This is a genomic window from Buchananella sp. 14KM1171 (genome assembly GCF_041380365.1).
Taxonomy (GTDB): Bacteria; Actinomycetota; Actinomycetes; order Actinomycetales; family Actinomycetaceae; genus Buchananella; species Buchananella felis.
In genome coordinates this window covers 1057373-1074431 of the sequence record NZ_CP159981.1, presented here as the reverse complement: position 1 = coordinate 1074431, position 17059 = coordinate 1057373, and the positions used below count along the sequence as shown (strand labels likewise).

Genomic DNA, 17059 nt, shown 5'->3' with positions numbered 1-17059 from the left:
TCGGGGTGGCCCCACCGAAAGGTGGGGCCACCCCGAGCCGTATTCGATTCGAAGAAGCGCTACTCCGCCTTAGTGGTTTCTGCCGGCGTGGCGGTCTCTGAAGGCTGTATAGCGGTGAGGACCCGGATGGGTGGGAGCTTTTCAGCGGTCAGGCTCTCGAATGGGACGCAGCCGCGCGCTGGCTGCAAGGGGGGCGGCGTCGATTCGGCAGTGGGGGAGGCAACGTCGTTCATGGAGGTGATTTTCTTGCCTAGCACTATCTCCACCGTTGCCCCCGGGCGAGCGTCAACATTGATTACTGGTTCGTCAAAGAGCTGCGCCACGGTGTAGGCGGCTCGCACACCCTCCAGGCCGCTCTGGACTAGGACGGTGCCGGGGTAGGACTCCTCGATGTAGTTACCGTACTGCTCGACAGTGAAACCTCTACCCTCCAGGTTGGAGGACACGAGTGTGGCGAGACCCGTGAGGGGAGAGCCGTTGTAGACGTTGACAGTGATCTCTCCGTACGGCAGGGCAGTGGCGTCCTGCGGTGGGCAGGGCACTACGGAACCGGGGTAGGGGCGCTCCTCTCCGGTGAAGCCAACGTCAAACGGGCCCTGGATCGCGCCAGTGGCAACCAGGAAGGAACCCACCCCAACCGCAGACATCCCCACTAGAAGAGCGCCGTAGATCATCGTCTGGCGGCGTTGGAGCGCTTGTTTGCGTTGCTGCTTCGGGGTGAGCGTAGGGGGCATGGGCAAACGATAACGCGACACAAGGGCAAAGCAGTGACGTAACGGTCCTCCTGGGGACTGAGCGGAGGCGCCATTCCTTGCGTTGTTGGGCAAAACACCGGGCGGCGTTGGGGTGGCCACCACCCAGTCTGGAAGGAGATTGCCTGAAATGAAAAGACCCTCTAGGCTCATGTATATCCCTGGCAATGACGCCCAATAGTAAGGATTCCAATGAGCTTCAGCATGTTCCCCGGCTGGCGGCCGTTGGCTCTCGGCGCCACTTTGGCGCTGTTTGTGCCACCGATAGTTGCTTCTGTAGCTAGTGCCTCGCCAGACACTGACCCCAGTTCGGTGGTGAGTCCAGCGGCGGCAGTCCCCGGTGTGACGCCGATTCCGGCTGGCCAACTCAAGGCCTTCGACGCTGACGAGCGCGGTTCCGGCGCTGCGGTGGACCCCACGGTCTCCGAGAACAAGCAGGTGCTGGCCCGTGGTGGAGAGGGAGGATTCCGCTGCTACCGCATTCCGGCCCTGGCCACCAACAACGACGGTGAGATCATCGCGCAGTGGGACGGCCGCCCGAACAACTGCGGGGACTCTCCCGAGCCAAACTCGATCGTGCAGAAGACCTCCGCCGACAACGGCACCACCTTCGGTGCCCAGACTGTGGCGGCGGCGGGGCAGCCCGCCGCGCCGCGGCACGGCTACTCCGACCCGTCCCTGATCGTGGACCGCAAGACCGGTCACGTCTACTCCTTCTTTGTGAAGTCCTACGACCAGGGCATCTGGGGCTCTCAGCTCGGTACCGATCCGAGCAACCGCAACGTGCTGCACGCCGTTTACGTCAAGTCCACCGACGGCGGACACACCTGGGGGCAGCCGGTCTTCGTCACGGATGCCATCACGAAGGGGCACGAGAACGAGTGGAAGGGTAGGTTCGCCACTTCGGGCAACGGTATCCAGCTCCTCCACGGCACCCACGCGGGCCGCCTGCTGCAGCCGTACTCCGTGTGGAACAAGAACGGCCAGAAGCACGCTGTGGTGCTCTACTCCGACGACGACGGCGCCACCTGGCACCGCGGCGAGCCGCTGGGCGACAACTTCGACGAGAACAAGCTGGTAGAACTCTCTGACGGTTCCGTCATGATCAACTCCCGCCAGACCACCCGCCACGGCGACCGCTACGTGGCCGTCTCGCAGGACGGCGGCCAGACCTGGGGCTCCTACAAGCGCGACCCGCAGCTGGTGGACCCGGGCAACAATGCCTCCATCATCCGCCCCTTCCCGAACGCGCAGCCGGACGACCCGAAGGCGAAGATGCTGCTGTTCTCCAACAGCGCCAACCGCTCCAGCCGCGTCAACGGCACCATCAAGCTGTCCTGTGACGACGGCCAGACCTGGACCGCTGCCAAGCAGTTCAAGGACGGCGCGATGGCCTACTCGGTGATGAGCGTGCTGGGCGATGGCAACATCGGCATCCTGTACGAAGCTGAGAACAACGACATCACCTTCGCTCGCTTCAACATGGACTGGCTGGGCGGAACCTGTGCGGCAGCGTCCGTGGGGACCACCCCGATTGACATCCACCGTGACCAGACTGTGCAGGTTCCGGTCACCATCACCAACCCCGGCCCCGGCGCTCTGGCGTCCGGCAGCGTGACCATCACCGGCCTGAGCGGCTGGACCTTTGGCACCGCAGAGGTGACGAACCTGGAGGCTGGCCAGTCCACCACCGTCAACGTGTCTGCCAAGCCCTACCCGTACGCAAACGCGGGCCAGGCGACAGGCCAGGTTGTCTTCACCGTAGATGGCTCCTCTTCTTCCAAGCAGGTCACCTTCAACGTGATTCTGCGTGAGGGCGAGTTCCCGGTCGTCCCGGTGGCACCGGACGGCGTGACCGTTGTGTCCCACTCTTCGCAGCAGAACTCTTCCTCTGACGCGGCCGCAAACGCGGTGGACGGCAGGCCCAACACCTCCTGGCACACCTCCTGGACCTCCCCGGTGCCGCTGCCCCACCAGATCACGATTGACTACGGCGCGGTTCACCAGGGCGTGCACCTGAGCATCCTGCCCCGCCAGGACGCGTCTTTGAACGGTCAGATCAAGGACTACGAGATCTGGGCTGGCGAGACGCAGGAGGGAATGACCAAGGTTTCTGAAGGCACCTGGGACACCTCCAAGGCTGCGCGCATCGTCCCGCTCAATGGCGCGAACGTGCGTTTCGTGAAGGTTGTTTCTAAGGGAACTTACGGTGACCAGCTGAACAAGTGGACCTCGCTTGCCGAGGTGACGCTATACAGCCTCTCCGATGTGGCGGTTTCTCACCTGACCGTGGTGGACAACGGCCTGCACTCCGTGGTTAAGGCCAACGACGCTGACGAGAACACCTACTCTGTGGGTGACAAGCTGCGCTGGACCTTCCGGGTAACGAACTCCTCCACGCGTAGAGTTACCTCCTACCCGCGTAGTGGGAACTTTTCTAACTTCGCCCCGCCTGCTGCTCCGAACTGTCGTTGGGCGAACTTGGAGCCGAATGCCTCATACACCTGCGCCTCGAACGCCGCTAACGCACCGTTCCACACGCTGACTGCCGAGGACATGGAACGGGGCTACTTCGTTTCGCAAAGCTCATGGGATGCCACCACTGAACGGGAGGGAACGGTGGTTCTCTCCACCACTGTCCCCGAGGGCAAGCGGGTTATCCTGCGTCCGTTCAATGCCACGTTGGACACAACTAAGTTCCAGCCCAAGGAGAACTACACGGTGGGCGAGGTGATCGTTATCCCGATCCGCGTTAAGGGTCAGGAACTCCGCGCTAACCGCTACAACGTTGAGGCGGTTGCCGGTGACGGTCTGACCACTTTCACGGGTACCTACGCCTCCGGCAGCGGTACTGACCGCTGTGGTTGGAACAATGTCCACGGTGAAGACGGCTACACCTGCTACCCCAAGTACACGGTGAAGGCAGAGGATCTGGAGGCGGGCTACGTCGTCTTCAACACGAGCTGGAAGGCTCGCCGCACCGGCAGCGCCGGCATCAACGCGGAGTACATTGCTCCGATTCGCATCGAGCTGCCCTCCGAGACCGCCTTGCAGACGGTGACGCCGGCGGCGCCGACCTTCGTGGACAACGACGCCACCGCTGATGGCGACAAGATCGTGATCCCGACCGTTGAGGGTGTGGTTTACACGATCAACGACGAGGTGGTTACTGGTGAGATCACCGACGTTCAGCGTGGCGTGGAGACCGTGGTGGTTGCTGAGGCAGCCGACGGCTACATCTTGGCTGACGGAGCTACCGCCGAGTGGAGCCACACCTTCGCAGTGGTGGCGCCGCAGCCGACTGTGGTTGCACCGGTGCCTGTACGTTTCGTTGATCCGGACGGCGAGGACGGCGACAAGATCGTGATCCCGACGCTGACCGGCGTTGTTTACAAGATCGATGGCCAGGTTGTTTCCGGTGACGTGACGAACGTCAAGCGTGGCGTGGAGACCGTGGTGGTTGCTGAGGCCACCGAGGGTTACGTGCTGGCTGAGGGTGCCACTGCCGAGTGGCGTCACACCTTCGCTGCGGCTACCCCGCAGCCCACTGTGGTCACCCCGCAGGCGGTGGAGTTCGTTGACCCGGACGGTGAGGCTGGCGACAAGATCGTGATCCCGACGCTGACCGGCGTTGTTTACAAGATCGATGGCCAGGTTGTTTCCGGTGACGTGACGAACGTCAAGCGTGGCGTGGAGACCGTGGTGGTTGCTGAGGCCACTGAGGGTCACGTGCTGGCTGAGGGTGCCACTGCCGAGTGGCGTCACACCTTCGCTGCGGCTACCCCGCAGCCCACTGTGGTCACCCCGCAGGCGGTGGAGTTCGTTGACCCGGACGGTGAGGCTGGCGACAAGATTGTGATTCCTGCCGTTGCTGGTGTGGTTTACAAGATTGATGGCCAGGTTGTTTCCGGTGAGGTCACGAACGTCAAGCGTGGCGTGGAGACCGTGGTGGTTGCTGAGGCCACCGAGGGTTACGTGCTGGCTGAGGGTGCCACTGCCGAGTGGCGTCACACCTTCGCCAAGCCGGCGCCGGTGGAGACCACCAAGCGCGTATTCGGTGCTGACCGTGTTCAGACTGCCATCAAGGTGATGGAGCAGGGCAAGTTCGGTAAGACCGCTGTGCTGGCCTCCGGTCGCAACTACGCGGACGCGCTGGCTGCCGGCCCGCTGGCTGCAGCCGTCAATGGCCCGGTGCTGCTGACCTCGGCTCCCGCCCTGGAGGCTGACGTTCTCAGCGCGATGCTGAAGGCAGACATCGAGAAGGTGTACATCACGGGTGGAACCTCTTCAGTTCCTGCCGTGGTGGAGAGGGCGCTCAAGCGGGCCGGTATTACCGTGGTCCGCCTGGGAGGCTCCAGCCGCTTCGAGACGGCCCAGCTCATCACCGGCGAGGTCAACCGCCTTGCCCCGATTAAGCGGGTCTTTGTGGTGGACGGCCTGAGCTACGCGGACGGCCTGTCTGCTGGCGCGGTGGCGAGCTTGGCTGACGCCGCGATCGTGCTCTCCAACGGCGACCAGATCGACCGTTCTACCCAGATCTTCCTGCAGCGCTTCAATGGCGACGTAGTGGCTGTTGGCTACCGTTCCGCCGGTGCGCTCACGAACGCTGGTTGGATTGCTGGTCAGAACCTGCGGGTAATCGGCGGCGAGGACCGTTACGCCACTGCTCTGCGCCTAGCTGAGGCCTACGCTCCGGACGCGAAGAACGTTGTCCTGGTCTCCGGCCAGGGTTACGCGGACGCCCTGTCGGGTGCTGCGCTGGCCGCCAACCGTGACGGCATCCTGCTGCTGACCGGCCAGGGTGCACTGCCGAACTCGGTGGTGCAGTACCTGAGCAAGCACAAGCCCGCTGAGGTCACCATCCTTGGTGGCACCGGTGTGGTGAATGGTCGAGTAGAAGGACACGTGCGTTCTCTGCTGAAGTAGCACTGCACTGAAACGGTGCCCCGCCGCTGGTTCGCTAGCGGCGGGGCACCGCTCTATCTGCGTGAAACCCCCGCGTTTCACGAGTCGAGGGGGAGGTGCAACGTGCCGCTGCGGGGACCCATCGCCGACAATCAGTGAGCTGCCCAGCGCAGACCGGCGCAGGCTGATGGCCCGGGCAACAAGGCAGGCTTGGCGCGAATACGAGCGACTGGGGTAGATACGACCGATCCGGGTAGATGCGACCGAACGGTTCCACGTCCCCAATCGGTCGCATGTACCCCGACCGTTCGCTTGTGTGGTTGGGAACGCCCGGGTGGTGCCGTGCCGTTGCTTCGTCAGCGGTGGGGAACTGCTCCGCCTACGCAAAAGGGAAGGCTCCGACGCGGACCAAAACGAGTTTGCCCCCGGCGTCGAAACGCCGGGGGCAAACAATTGGCGGAGGATGGGGGATTCGAACCCCCGAGGGCTTGCACCCAACACGCTTTCCAAGCGTGCGCCATAGGCCACTAGGCGAATCCTCCAGGCAACGAGAAGTAATGATACGCAATGTAACCACTTGGTGCCAATCCTGTAGGCATGGGCCGCGTCACGCTTTTGGCTAGCCTTCGCCCGCCTTGCGCTTCGCACGCGTTGGTGCAGGAAGGGGGCGGCGGGCGCGGCAGCGTCGGGCACGGTGAGGTAAGCGGGGCGTGGGGGCCGTCGAAGCGGTGGTGCGCGGCGGCAGCGTCGGGCACGCGGAGGCAAATCCAAGCGGGGCATCACCAACCGCCGTCTGCATACCCTCTGGCCGGTCGGGCGAGTTGGGGCCGCGCCAGGGGGCGTCCCAGGTGCAACCGCCGCCCAGCTAGGAGGAACATATGCCTGGCCGTCCCGCTCGCAACCCCGCTCTGCCGGTGCGGCCACCACCTGTTAGAATGGCGGCGGTCCTCCGCGTGGCGGCACCATTCGAACCTCCCCAGGGCCGGAAGGCAGCAAGGATAAGGATGCTCTGCTGGGTGCGCGGAGGATCCTTTTGTGCCCGCGCGGCGCAGTAAACAGCGAAAGCCAGGCGCACCCAAATCACTGCCGCGCACAAATCCGTCCCTCCGGTTCTCCAAGTGTTGGTGGCAGCAACTAGCCTTAGAGGCGTGACCACAGCTCTGTATCGCCGCTACCGCCCGGAGTCCTTCGCGGACGTTATCGGTCAGTCCCACGTGACTGAGCCGCTGATGGCGGCCCTGCGTGCGGACCGAGTGACGCACGCCTACCTGTTCTCCGGCCCGCGCGGCTGCGGCAAGACCACCTCCGCGCGCATCCTGGCCCGCTGCCTGAACTGCGCACAGGGCCCCACGGACACCCCGTGCGGGGTGTGCGATTCCTGCCGCGAGCTGTCGCGTAACGGCGGTGGCTCCCTGGACGTGGTGGAGATCGACGCCGCCAGCCACAACGGCGTGGACGACGCCCGCGAGCTGCGGGAGCGCGCCGCGTTCGCCCCCGTGCGGGACCGGTACAAGATCTTCATCCTGGATGAGGCCCACATGGTCACCCCGCAGGGATTCAACGCCCTGCTGAAGCTGGTGGAAGAACCGCCGCCGCACGTGAAGTTCATCTTCGCCACCACCGAGCCGGAGCGGGTGATCGGCACGATCCGCTCGCGCACCCACCACTACCCCTTCCGGCTGGTGCCCCCGGAGGAACTGACGCGCTTCCTGGAGGAGCTGTGCGCCCGCGAGGGCGTGCGCGTGGAGGGCGGCGTTCTGCCGCTGGTGATCCGGGCCGGCGGCGGGTCCGTGCGCGACTCCCTCTCCGTGCTGGACCAGCTCATCGCCGGCACCGTGGGCGGCCAGCTGGATTACCGCCAGGCCGTGGCGCTGTTGGGTTACACCGATGAGACCCTGCTTGACCAGATCGTCTCCGCCTTCGCCGCTGACGACGGCGCGGGCGTTTTCCGCGTGGTCGAGCGCGTGATCGAGGCCGGGCAGGAGCCGCGCCGCTTCGTTGAGGACCTGCTGCAGCGCCTGCGTGACCTGCTGGTGGTGGCCCTGACCGGGGAGAACGCGCGCGACGCCCTAGCCGGCCTGCCAGCAGACGTCTTTGCCCGCATGAGGGACCAGGCCAAGGCGCTGGGCGCGCCCGCCCTGTCCGCCGCCGCCGACCTAACCAACGAAGCCCTGACCTCCATGGTGGGGGCCACCAGCCCGCGCCTGCACGTGGAACTACTGTGCGCCCGCGTGCTGCTGGCGCTGGGGGAGCTGCAGGGCATCGCCCCCGGGCGCGGCGACCACGCCGGTCGCGCCGCCGCCGGGGTTGAGGGGCGCGGTCACGCGCCGGCTACTTTTGGCCAGGGCGCGTCCCCCGCTGCGGGCGCTTCGCGGCCCGGCCCGGCTGCGCAGCCCGCCCCCGGTGGGCACGGCGGCCACCCCGACCACCGCCTGGGCCACCCGGACCAGCGGCCCGGCTACGGTGCCCGCCCCGCGCAGGAGCGCCCCGCCGCCTCTGCCCCGCAGCAGGCCGCCCCCGCAGGCATGTCTCCGGCCGACGTGATCGCCTCCGCCGCCGCCGACTGGGGCGATGACTTGTCGCAGCCCGCCGCCCCCACACGCGGCCGGGGGATGGACGACGCTCCGCCCGCCGCCGCTACCCCTGCGGCCGCCCCCTCCTCGCCGGAACCCGCAGCGCCCCGTCAGGAACCGCCCGCACTGCAGCGCGGTCAGGGCGACCAGGACTGGGGTACCCGCGAGTTCCTCCCGGCCGAGCACGGCAGCTACGGTGGCGGCGCGCCCGCGCAGCAGGCAGGCCCCACCGCAGGTGCGCAACGCGAGCCCTGGGGCGGGGAGCCGCAGCGGCGAGCAGAACACCACGACCAGCCCGCCGCCCGCTCCCGCTTCGACTCGCCGCAGCAGTGGGAGGAGCGCCGCCCCGAGCCCAACTGGGAGCAGGGCGACGCTCGCACGCAGTCGCGCGGCGAGTACCCGGCGCAGCGCGCCGCAGCGTGGCCCACGGCCGCCCCGGCGGCGCCGCAACACCAGCAGCCCGCACCTCAGCCGGTGGCACCCCAGCAATCCGAGCCGCAGCCCGTGGTACAGCACCCCGAGCCGCAGCACGGCACCACGCTCTCCGACTCCGGCACCGCCGGACAGGCTGAGATGATCCGCGCCCGCTGGCCCGAGGTACTGGGCGCCCTGCGCGGGATCAGCCAGGTCACCTGGGCGTTGGTGAGCGCCAACGCCCACCCCGGCCCCGTCACCGACGGCACCTTCGCCGTGCACATCCCGGCCCCCGGCATCCTCACCGCCTTCCACACGCGCAACATGGGCCAGGCCGTGCAGCAGGCCCTGCGCGAATCCCTGGGCCTGGACCTGGCCGTCGAGGGCGTGCCGGGCGGACCGGCCCACCCCGACGGCGCGGGCGGCCAGCCCCACCCCGGCGAGGCACGCAACCACCCCGGGAACCAGGGCCACGGCGGTGATGCCGCCCCTTTCGTCGATAGCCGCGCAGCGGCCGCCGACGAACCGGAAGAAAACGGCCGCGCCCACGGGCACCCCGCCCCAGCGCACCACGAGCCCGCCCCCCGGCCCGTAGCGGCCGAGCGGGACACCGAGAACGCACCCCCGGCAGCCCAGGCGCTCCCGGTAGCCCCGGCGCGCCCCGAGCCCGCCCCGGCCCCGGCCCTGCGCGGCGCCCCGGCGCCGCTCGCCCCGAGCACGCCGGAACCAGTCGCCCCCGCTTTGGCCCCCACGCCGACTCCGACCCCGGCTCCCGCCCAAGCTCCGGTCCCGGTCGCCGAGGCCGGGGTTGGGGAGGACGACTGGCCCGAGGTCGCCCCGGTGGGTGGCGCGGCCGCCCGCGCCGAGGAGGCCCCGCCCACCCCGCGCAACCCATTCGCCTCTAATGACCTGCCCCCGTCCGTCGCCGAGGCCGCAGTGGCCGCGATCGTGGACGCCTGGCCCGAGGTGCCCGCGCAGCTGTCCTCCAACTTCGCCCCTCCCGCCCCGGAGCCCTGGGCCCCGGTCCACGACATCCGCTCCGGGCGGCGAATCGACGGGGGCGGCGGGGGGAACGTCGTCCAAACCGACGGGCTAGAAGACCAGCAGGAACAGGCAATGGCCGCCCACCCCTCCGCCGCCAGGCCGCTTGGCGTCGCGGGCAATTCGGCGCGGCCGGCAGGCAACCCGGCCGCAGCCGCAGGAAACCCCGCCGGCGGGATGCAGGTGGGAATCGTGCAGCCGGCCGGGCGGGGCGACGACTACGACGACAACGAAATCAGCCTGGACGACCCGGAGGTGCAGATGAGTGCCGAGGCCGGCGTGCATGTGATGCTGCGCGTGCTGGGCGGCCAAATCCTGGAGGAGCGCGACCTCACCCAGAACTAGCAAACGCGCCCGCCCCTCCCGCCAGCCGGGAGGGACACCCCCGCAGCACCCCCGGCGCGCGCTGACCCGCCCGCCCCTACCTAGCAGACCACCAACTGGCAGCAGCCACCCGCCGCGAGAAAAGGAGTGACGGTGTACGACGGTGCCGTACAGGACCTCATCGACGAACTGGGCAGACTGCCCGGCATCGGCCCCAAGAGCGCCCAGCGCATCGCCTTCCACATCCTGGCCAGCGAGGCCACGGACGTGGAACGCCTGGCGCGCGCGTTGACCGAGGTCAAGGCGCGCGTGCGCTTCTGCGTCACCTGCGGCAATATCGCCGAGGGCGAGCACTGCGCCATCTGCCTGGACCCGCGTCGCAACGACCAGGTGCTGTGCGTGGTGGAGGAGCCCAAGGACGTCGTTGCCATCGAACGCACCCGCGAGTTCCGGGGCCGCTACCACGTGCTCGGCGGGGCGATCGACCCGCTCAACGGCATCGGTCCGGCCCAGCTGCGCGTGCGCGAGCTGCTGCAGCGCGTGGGGGAGGGCGACGTGCAAGAGGTCATCATCGCCACCGACCCCAACATCGAGGGCGAGGCCACCGCCGCCTTCCTGGTGCGCACCCTGCGCACGCTGGAGGTGCCCGTCTCCCGCCTGGCCTCCGGCCTGCCCGTGGGCGGCGACCTGGAGTACGCAGACGAGGTCACCCTGGGCCGCGCCTTCGAGGGGCGCCGCCTGGTGGGCGGAAACCCCACCCCGGCGACCGAATAGTGAGAACGTCGCCCGTGAATTGAACACACTTCGGGGGGACGACGCCCCGCCCGGCCGGGCAAAAACCACGCCCGAGCGCCAATAATGCGACCAAGGCGACAAAAGAGACGCTTTGGGTTCGTGCAAGAATCGACAAAGCGTTGCGCGGGCGGGAAATGAGCCGCCCGCGCGCGACGCCCCTAGCCCGCTTCCGCCCGGCCCCGCAGGCCGCAGCGGAAATGACCAAGAGGAGCAACGTGAGCCTGATTGTGCAAAAGTTTGGCGGCTCGTCCGTAGCCGACGTCGACGCGATGCGTCGCGTGGCCAAGCGCGTTGTTGAGACCAAGCGGGCCGGACACGACGTAGTGGTGGTGGTCTCCGCGATGGGCGACACCACCGACGAGCTCCTGGACATGGCCGCCGAGCTCAACCCCAACCCCAGCCCGCGCGAGATGGACCTGCTCATGTCCTCCGGCGAGCGCATCTCCATGTCCCTGCTGGCCATGGCCATCGAGGCGCAGGGCGAACGCGCACACGCATTCACCGGCCGCCAGGCCGGCATGCACACCGACACCCGCTTCGGCAAGGCCTCCATCGTCGGCGTGGTCCCCGAGCGCATCGTCCAGTGCGTGCGCGACGGCGCCGTGGCCATCGTGGCCGGCTTCCAGGGCCTCTCCGACAACGACGACGTCACCACCCTGGGCCGCGGCGGCTCCGACACCACCGCGGTCGCCCTGGCCGCCGCGCTGCGCGCCGACGTGTGCGAGATCTACACCGACGTCGACGGCCTGTTCACCGCCGACCCGCGCGTGGTCCCCTCCGCGCGCCGCATCTTCAACCTCACCGCAGAAGAGACGCTGGAGCTGGCCGCCCAGGGCGCCAAGATCCTCCACTTGCGCGCCGTGGAGTACGCCCGCCGCCACAAGGTAGCCCTGCACGTGCGCTCCTCCTTCAGCGACAAGGACGGCACCTGGATCGCAGACCACGCCGTCAACCCCGCCATCGTTCGCCTCTTGGCCCCCACCATCGCCGACCAGATCATCGCCTCGAAGGAGGACTCAGTGGAAGCGCCCATCATCTCCGGAATAGCCCACGACCGCTCCCAGTCCAAGATCACCCTGGTGGGTGTGCCCGACCGCCCCGGCCTGGCCTCCCGCATCTTCGCGATCGTGGCTGCCGCGGACGTGAACATCGACATGATCGTGCAGAACGTCTCGGTGCGCGACAACTCCACCGACATCTCCTTCACCCTGCCCTCCGGCGACGGCCAGGCCGCCCTGGAGGCCCTGGAGGCCGTGGCCGCCGAGATCGGCTACAAGGAGATCTTCCTGACCGAGGAGATCGGCAAGCTGTCCGTGGTCGGCGCCGGCATGCGCTCCCACCCGGGTGTCTCCGCCAAGCTGTTCGGCGCGCTGTCCGACGCCGGCATCAACATCGAGATGATCTCGACCTCGGAGATCCGCATCTCCGTCGTTACCGCGCTCAGCGACCTCGACGAGGCCGTGCGCGTTGCCCACACCGCCTTCGACCTCGACTCCGCCGAGGCCGAGGCCATCGTTTACGGAGGAACTGGACGATGAGCAACCTGACCTTTGCTGTAGTTGGCGCCACCGGCCAGGTGGGTCGCGTGATGCGCGCGCTCCTGGAGGAGCGCGACCTGCCCATCGCCAAGATGCGCTACTTCGCCTCCGCCCGCTCCGCGGGCACCGTGCTGTCCTTCCGGGGGCAGGACGTGGTGGTGGAGGACGTTGCCACAGCTGACCTGTCAGGAATTGACGTGGCCGTGTTCTCCGCCGGTGGGGCCACCTCCAAGGAGTACGCCCCCAAGTTCGCCGCCGCCGGCGCCGTGGTGATCGACAACTCCTCCGCGTGGCGCAAGGACCCGCAGGTTCCCCTGGTGGTCTCTGAGGTCAACCCGCAGGCCCTGGCCGAGCGCCCCAAGGGCATCGTGGCCAACCCGAACTGCACCACCATGGCCGCCATGCCCGTGCTGGGCCCGCTGCACCGCGAGGCCGGCCTGAAGCGCCTCCACGTCTCCTCCTACCAGGCGGTCTCCGGTTCCGGCCTGGCCGGCGTGCAAGAACTGGCCGGACAGATCCGCCACGGCGTCACCCAGGAGATCGAGGCCCTGGCCCTGGACGGACGCGCCGTCACCGGTCTGGAGCCGAGCGTCTACGTGGCCCCCATTGCCTTCAACGTGGTGGCCCTGGCCGGCTCCCTGGTGGACGACGGCTCCGGCGAGACCGACGAAGAGCAGAAGCTGCGCAACGAGTCCCGCAAGATCCTGAACGCCCCGGAGCTGGCCGTGTCCGGCACGTGCGTGCGCGTGCCGGTCTTCTCCGGTCACGCCCTGGCCATTCATGCAGAGTTCGAGCGCCCCATCAGCGTGGAGCGCGCCCGCGAGCTGATCGACGCCGCCCCCGGTGTCGAGTACGTAGATGTCCCCACCCCGCTGGATGGTGCCGGACGTGACAACGTGCTGGTGGGCCGCCTGCGCGCCGACCATGCCGTCGAGGGCGGCCGCGGCCTGGCGATGTTCATCGTGGGCGACAACCTGCGCAAGGGCGCAGCCCTGAACGCGGTGGACCTGGCCGTGCTGGTCGCGAAGGAGCTGGCTGCCTAATTCCAAGCTGCAAAGCAGCGGGGGCACGGTGGAGATTCATCCACCGTGCCCCTTTCGTTCGCCGGGCTGAAATCAGTGGAGTGCGTTAGTTTGCTAGGTCTGTTCCCGCCAAAAAGGTCAAGCGATTTACCATACTTATGAGTACCGAAAGAGACGCAGCTCACCTGAAGTGCTTGGACGGTTGTTCGCGTCCAGCACTGGGCTGGCTGCGCGGCACAAGGAAGGAGCTATGCCGTGAACGCCAACCGCAAGGTCGCGTATGTTTCGATCCTGGCCCTCGTAGCTGCCGTGATTGCCATCGTGATAGCTGTTCTTGCCATGACTGGCGTGTTCTCCAGCAAGGACCAGCCAGCCGGGGCCGGAGCCACCCCCTCCAACGGGACCTCCCCAAGCGAAACAACCACCCCACCAGCCACTGCCAGCGAGCAGCCAAGCGAAAGCTCATCTGCTCTCCCAACGGAACCTGCTGAGCCAAGCAGTGAGCCTTCCGGTGAACCAACCAGCGGAGCGCTTAGCCCCGCGCCGCTTCCGCCCCCGCCGGCCACGGGGGTGCCTGGCATCCCCGATAAGGAAGCTGACGGGGCTAGGCCCGCGCCCGGAGGCGTGATGTGGAAGGACCGTTACGCCTTCTTCTCACCCACTCACAACATCTACTGCGAGATGAGCCCTGACGTGGTCAACTGCGGCATCCTGCAGCGCAACTACACCCCGCCCATGCCGTGCGAGAACTCCTACCACATGATCGAACTATCTGCGGACAGCGGCGCTATGCGGGAGTCCTGCATCATGGGTAACCCCGGGCTCGACACCGAGGTCCTGGCGTATGGCATGTCCGCTTGCACGGGCAACCTCACCTGCCTCTCCCAGGAAGCTGGCGTCGTGTGCTGGAACAACCGGCTCGCAAACGGATTCCTGATGAACCGGGACGGGATCACCAAGTTCTAAACGGAAGACGGTTGGGGCGGGGAAAATGACTTCCCCGCCCCAACCGTTGTCCGAAAGCTAACTCAGCCCTCGTTCTCCTTGGCCTCGGCCTCTGCGATCTCCTTGCGGACCGCCTCCATGTCCAGCTCCATGATCTTGCCAATGAGCTCACGCAGCTGAGCCTCGCGCAGCGCACCCGGCTGGGCGAAGATCAGCACCTTCTCGCGGAAAGCCATGATGGTCGGGATGGAGGTGATGCCGAACTCGGCTGCAAGCTGTGGCTGAGCCTCGGTGTCAACCTTGGCGAAGACAACCTCCGGGAAGTCCTCGGAAACCTTGGAGTAGACCGGGCCGAACTGGCGGCACGGACCGCACCACTCGGCCCAGAAGTCAAGCAGAACGATGTCATTGTTCTCGATGGTCTGGGCGAAGGACTCGGCGGTCAGGTCGATGGTGGCCACGTTTACTCCATTCCGGTTGCGGTTCAATGCTCTCCACTCCAACCTAACGGATGGCTCCACTCTTCTATTCCCGCAAGATCTAAAGGTGGCCTAACTCGCTTCCGGGCGCAGGAATTCAGTAGGCGTACTGGAGATCCGCGCTCAGATAAAAGCCGTTTCCAGTAGTCATGTGCCAGCAGTTGGCCCCGTCGTAGTCAATTACGCACGCGTACACCCCGGTAGTGAACGCGGAGCCAGCCGGAGCCGTATCCACCAAGCCGCCATCGCTGAAGTTACACGTGTACTGGATTGCGTTAGTCCCGTCCATGCTCATGATGAAAACTGCCCCGGGGTCGCACTGGATGGGCGGAACAAAGTTCCAAACCTCTGTGGCGCAATCCAACGAATGGACCGAGCCGCGGCAAAGCACCGAGCCCGAGGGGGTGACGAAGGAAAAGTACTCGCCAAAGACCGCGTCCTCTGGAGGGGGGAAGGCGGGCCCTTCGGGGACAGGGGGACCCGGCGGCGGCTCTGGAGCGGGTGGTGGGGCTGGCGCTGGCGGCGCCGGCGGGGGAGGGGCAGCCTGCGCGGTTTGAATGGCCTGCGCTGAAGGAGTGGCAGCAGAGCTCGGAGAGACCTTACTCAGTAGCGGGGAAGCGGATGGGCGCACCGACTGGGAGGGCGTCTGCGTGGCCAGGGCTGTGCCCTGCACGTTGGCCGCAGTAGTGGGCGCGGTGGGGGCGGCAGCGTCGTCCGTCCCCCGGCCGATGAAGAAGGCCGCCACGGCCACCAGCGCGACGCCGCACACGGCCGCCACGATCGCGTACACGCGCGACCAGGGGGTGGCGCGCGGCGGGCGCTGACCGCTCAACGGCTGCATCGGGGGAGGCTGCACCGTCGGCGGCATGGAGCCGGGCTGCATGGGCGGCGGAGTGGGCGGCAGCGGGCCCGGCGGCATCGGCTGGGTTCCCCACTGGTTGTTCGTCACGGCTCTGCCCTCCCCACCGGGGCAATACGCAGGCCCGAACGCGCTGCCCCGGGCGCGTGAAACGGGTGGCGCCAACACGAGCCACCCAAGGGCCCGCCTATAGACCCAGCCTACGCAGCCGGGCGGGACTAGGGGCGCAAATGGGCGGCCCGGAAACGGGATGCGGCTGGACCTAGTCCTTGACGATGGCCTCGCGGGAGAGCTTAAAGCCGCGCCCGGTGGCCCTGTGCCAGCACTCCATGCCGGACTCGCTGGAGGTGCACGCGAAGTGCTGGTTCGCGGCGGTTTGGCCGTACTCGAGGGTGGGCAGCTCGCCGTCGGCGCCGGAGCACTCCTCAGAAATGCGGCCCTCGTTGTCGATGGTGACCACCACGGCCTGCTCCGGGGTGCAGCCGGCGGAGGTGGTTTGGTTGTGCTTGTACAAGACGCACCAGGCCTGGTCGGCCTCCAGGGAGCAGCCGATGTTGCCGGAGGGGGAGTAGAAGGCGGGCAGGTCCAGGGCATCGGCCGGTACCGGGCGGCCCGCGTCGGAGGGCGTGGGGGTGGGACTGGTGCTAGGCGCCTCGCTCTCCTGCGGGGTGGCGGGCGCGGCCGGGGCGGAGGGGGTGGCCTGGGCGCCGGGCTTGTGGTCCACGTTCCGGTTGGCCGGCCCGAACAGGGTGAAGGCCATATAGATGATGACGCCCACCAGGATCAGCGCCAGCGTTCCGATCACCCAGGGCAGGGCGCCGGCGCCGCGCGTGTCCTCGTCCTCCGTGTCCGTGCCCGCGCCGCCAAGCGGGTCGCCCTGGCGGGCAGCGGCCGCGCCCACGGGGGCGAAGGGGCTGGCGGAGGCAACCGCGCCGCCCTGAGCGCCCTGAGTGGGGAAGACAGCTGAGGCGGCAGGGAAGGCGCCCGCGCCGGTCGGGGCGGGGAACACGGCGGTCTGGGCGGTCTGGGAGGAGGGCAGCGTGGGGCCGGGCTGACCGTAGGGGCTACCGGCTGGAACCGGGCCGGCCGCGCCGCCGGCGTAGGGGCCGGCCTGGGTGGCGGCGGCCTGCGCGGGGGTGGCCTGCGCGGGGGTGCCCGACCAGCTCCCCGGGGAAGCGCCGTAACCTGCGGCGAGGTACTGGGCGCGCTGGGCCAGGGCGGCGTCAACGGCGGGGTCGTGCAGGTCTCGCAGCCACTCCAGCAACGCCGGGTAGGTGGAGGGGTTCAGGGCAATAGCCGAGCGCAGCCCGGGATAGTTTTGCGCCAGTTGCTGGAGTGTCTGCAGCGGGGTGGCCGGGTCCTGGGCCAGTTGCAGCAGCTGAGAGTTCTGCGCCAATTTCCCTCCTACACGA

The 17059-nt window shown here is 67.8% G+C and carries 10 protein-coding genes, 1 tRNA gene and 1 other RNA gene; 8 read left to right on the top strand and 4 right to left on the bottom strand.

The genetic code is table 11. The annotated features are described in order from the left end of the window. Window positions 1–59: 59 nt before the first annotated feature. Window positions 60–734, bottom strand: coding sequence for a LytR C-terminal domain-containing protein (locus tag ABYF38_RS04210; protein ID WP_371152891.1), 675 nt, complete (start codon window positions 732–734; stop codon window positions 60–62). A gap of 360 nt (window positions 735–1094) precedes the next feature. Between ABYF38_RS04210 and ABYF38_RS04205 the strand changes: the two genes are divergently transcribed. Beyond that, window positions 1095–5678 (top strand): cell wall-binding repeat-containing protein, encoded by a 4584-nt coding sequence (locus ABYF38_RS04205; protein ID WP_371152890.1) that lies wholly within the window; start codon window positions 1095–1097, stop codon window positions 5676–5678. A gap of 433 nt (window positions 5679–6111) precedes the next feature. Here ABYF38_RS04205 and ABYF38_RS04200 read toward each other — a convergent pair. Further along, a tRNA-Ser gene (locus tag ABYF38_RS04200) sits at window positions 6112–6199 on the bottom strand. A gap of 398 nt (window positions 6200–6597) precedes the next feature. Between ABYF38_RS04200 and ffs the strand changes: the two genes are divergently transcribed. The 6 genes from ffs (at window position 6598) to ABYF38_RS04170 (ending at window position 14330) form a co-directional block, all read left to right on the top strand. Next, window positions 6598–6693: signal recognition particle sRNA small type (gene ffs, locus ABYF38_RS04195), an RNA gene on the top strand. A gap of 112 nt (window positions 6694–6805) precedes the next feature. Continuing rightward, entirely contained in the window at window positions 6806–10030 is a 3225-nt protein-coding gene (locus ABYF38_RS04190) for a DNA polymerase III subunit gamma and tau (protein WP_371152889.1), read from the top strand. A 132-nt stretch (window positions 10031–10162) separates the two neighbouring features. Next, window positions 10163–10783: a recombination mediator RecR gene (gene recR, locus ABYF38_RS04185; protein WP_371152888.1), complete on the top strand. Its 621-nt coding sequence runs from the start codon at window positions 10163–10165 to the stop codon at window positions 10781–10783. A gap of 236 nt (window positions 10784–11019) precedes the next feature. Next, the gene (locus ABYF38_RS04180; protein WP_371152887.1) at window positions 11020–12342 is read left to right on the top strand and encodes an aspartate kinase; all 1323 of its coding nucleotides are present in this window, start codon (window positions 11020–11022) and stop codon (window positions 12340–12342) included. After that, window positions 12339–13385, top strand: a complete 1047-nt coding sequence (locus tag ABYF38_RS04175; RefSeq protein ID WP_371152886.1) for an aspartate-semialdehyde dehydrogenase — start codon at window positions 12339–12341, stop codon at window positions 13383–13385. Before ABYF38_RS04180 ends, ABYF38_RS04175 begins: the two co-directional genes overlap by 4 nt. A 606-nt stretch (window positions 13386–13991) precedes the next feature. After that, window positions 13992–14330, top strand: coding sequence for a hypothetical protein (locus tag ABYF38_RS04170; RefSeq protein ID WP_371152884.1), 339 nt, complete (start codon window positions 13992–13994; stop codon window positions 14328–14330). A 62-nt stretch (window positions 14331–14392) separates the two neighbouring features. Here ABYF38_RS04170 and trxA read toward each other — a convergent pair whose 3' ends face one another. Continuing rightward, the gene (trxA, locus tag ABYF38_RS04165; protein WP_371152883.1) at window positions 14393–14770 is read right to left on the bottom strand and encodes a thioredoxin; all 378 of its coding nucleotides are present in this window, start codon (window positions 14768–14770) and stop codon (window positions 14393–14395) included. 593 nt (window positions 14771–15363) lie between these two features. Here trxA and ABYF38_RS04160 point away from each other — a divergent pair. Then, the gene (locus ABYF38_RS04160; protein WP_371152882.1) at window positions 15364–15612 is read left to right on the top strand and encodes a hypothetical protein; all 249 of its coding nucleotides are present in this window, start codon (window positions 15364–15366) and stop codon (window positions 15610–15612) included. A gap of 297 nt (window positions 15613–15909) precedes the next feature. Here the strand turns inward: ABYF38_RS04160 and ABYF38_RS04155 are convergent, their stop codons facing one another. Further along, on the bottom strand, window positions 15910–17043 hold the full coding sequence (locus tag ABYF38_RS04155; RefSeq protein WP_371152881.1) for a hypothetical protein: 1134 nt from the start codon (window positions 17041–17043) through the stop codon (window positions 15910–15912). Window positions 17044–17059 lie beyond the last annotated feature (16 nt).

What these genes read in the sequence shown, in the direction of transcription:
- ABYF38_RS04175 (WP_371152886.1), top strand. Translation starts at nt 12,339, where the DNA reads ATGAGCAACCTGACCTTTGCTGTAGTTGGCGCCACCGGCCAGGTGGGT.
- ABYF38_RS04210 (WP_371152891.1), bottom strand. Translation starts at nt 734, where the DNA reads ATGCCCCCTACGCTCACCCCGAAGCAGCAACGCAAACAAGCGCTCCAA.
- ABYF38_RS04170 (WP_371152884.1), top strand. Translation starts at nt 13,992, where the DNA reads ATGTGGAAGGACCGTTACGCCTTCTTCTCACCCACTCACAACATCTAC.